Raw genomic sequence first — 1,134 nt, forward strand, 5'->3', positions numbered from 1 at the left:
GCACCGACGCCCTCCTACGAGCCGCAGCCATCGCCGCCGTCGCCGGATTCCTCGACCGCCTCACAGAACACCTCGTGGGCATCGAAGACCCCGCTGAAGCTGTGGTCGAGGCCGTGATCTACACACTCAACGAAGCGCCCCGCATTCCGCAGCTCGGCATCATGCTGTCCGGTTCTCATTCCCACACCGAGGGGATCACGTCCGACGAGGCCCTCACCTTCGGAATGACGATGATCAGACGCTTCGACGTCGACTGGGAGCGGCACGGCTACGACGAGCCCGCCCTGCGTGAGCTCGTCGAATATCAGCTGCGGACGATGCAGTCGTTCTTCATCTCGCCCGGAAACCCGCCGCGGAGCCAGGACGAACTGCGTGCGTACCTGCGACGGTGGGTGGGGTCAACGGTCGCCGTCCCGCGCAATCCAGCCTAGAGACCGGGCGGCGATCTGCCGCAGGAGTATGGGTACGCAGCCGCTGCGACGACCCCGGCGCGCCGACAGCCGACGGACCGCGCAGGTCACGGGCGTATCTGCGTCGTGAGGTGGGGATGGTGTCGCCCGTGCAGGCTGGCCATGCGCTGCGAAGGCCGGTGGGGCCCCGAAGGAGGCTGTCCGCGGAGTCCTTCCCACTCGGGGAAGGTGCCCGGTCGGCGACTGGTGAGGTGCCGGGTGTTGCTGGTGAGGTCGATCAGGCACCGGGCGGCACCCTGCACGGAGAGGTGGTGCCGTCGCGCCACGTCGAGCAGTTCGTCGAACGCCTGCGCATCGCTGTAGCCCCGGCTGGTGATCAGCACCGCCTTCGCGGTGGTCAACAGTTCACGGTCGGAGGGCCCGCGGCGCCGGTCCAGGAAGCTTCGGGTGGGTCGCACGGGGTTCGGGTTCTCGGATTTCAACATCTGGCACCGTCCTTTTGTGTACGAGATTCCCCCAGGTCGCGATCTCGTAAACGCGCGTACCCGAGTGGGTCATGTGGGCATGCGGGTGGTTGGAACCCGATCCCCGGGGCGGCCCGTCTGCGCCACGGTGATGACGACGTTGCCACTCTTGTGTCCGGTATCGACATACCGATGCGCCTCGACGATGCGTTCCAGGGGATAGCTGCGGTCGATGACGATCCGCAGTTTGCCCGCTTCGA

The 1,134-nt window shown here is 66.8% G+C and carries 3 protein-coding genes; 1 reads left to right on the forward strand and 2 read right to left on the reverse strand.

From position 1 onward, the window contains the following. Positions 1-431, forward strand: a 431-nt coding sequence (locus tag AC1D1G_RS45440) for a TetR family transcriptional regulator (protein WP_477956965.1), incomplete at its 5' end; no start/stop codon positions are given. 86 nt (positions 432-517) lie between these two features. Here AC1D1G_RS45440 and AC1D1G_RS45445 read toward each other — a convergent pair. Beyond that, a complete protein-coding gene (locus AC1D1G_RS45445; protein ID WP_477956966.1) occupies positions 518-895 on the reverse strand; it encodes an ANTAR domain-containing protein in 378 nt (125 codons plus the stop codon). 69 nt (positions 896-964) lie between these two features. After that, the gene (locus tag AC1D1G_RS45450; protein ID WP_477956967.1) at positions 965-1,120 is read right to left on the reverse strand and encodes a zinc-binding dehydrogenase; all 156 of its coding nucleotides are present in this window, start codon (positions 1,118-1,120) and stop codon (positions 965-967) included. Positions 1,121-1,134 lie beyond the last annotated feature (14 nt).

This window comes from Rhodococcus sp. P3_B8 (assembly GCF_056402775.1).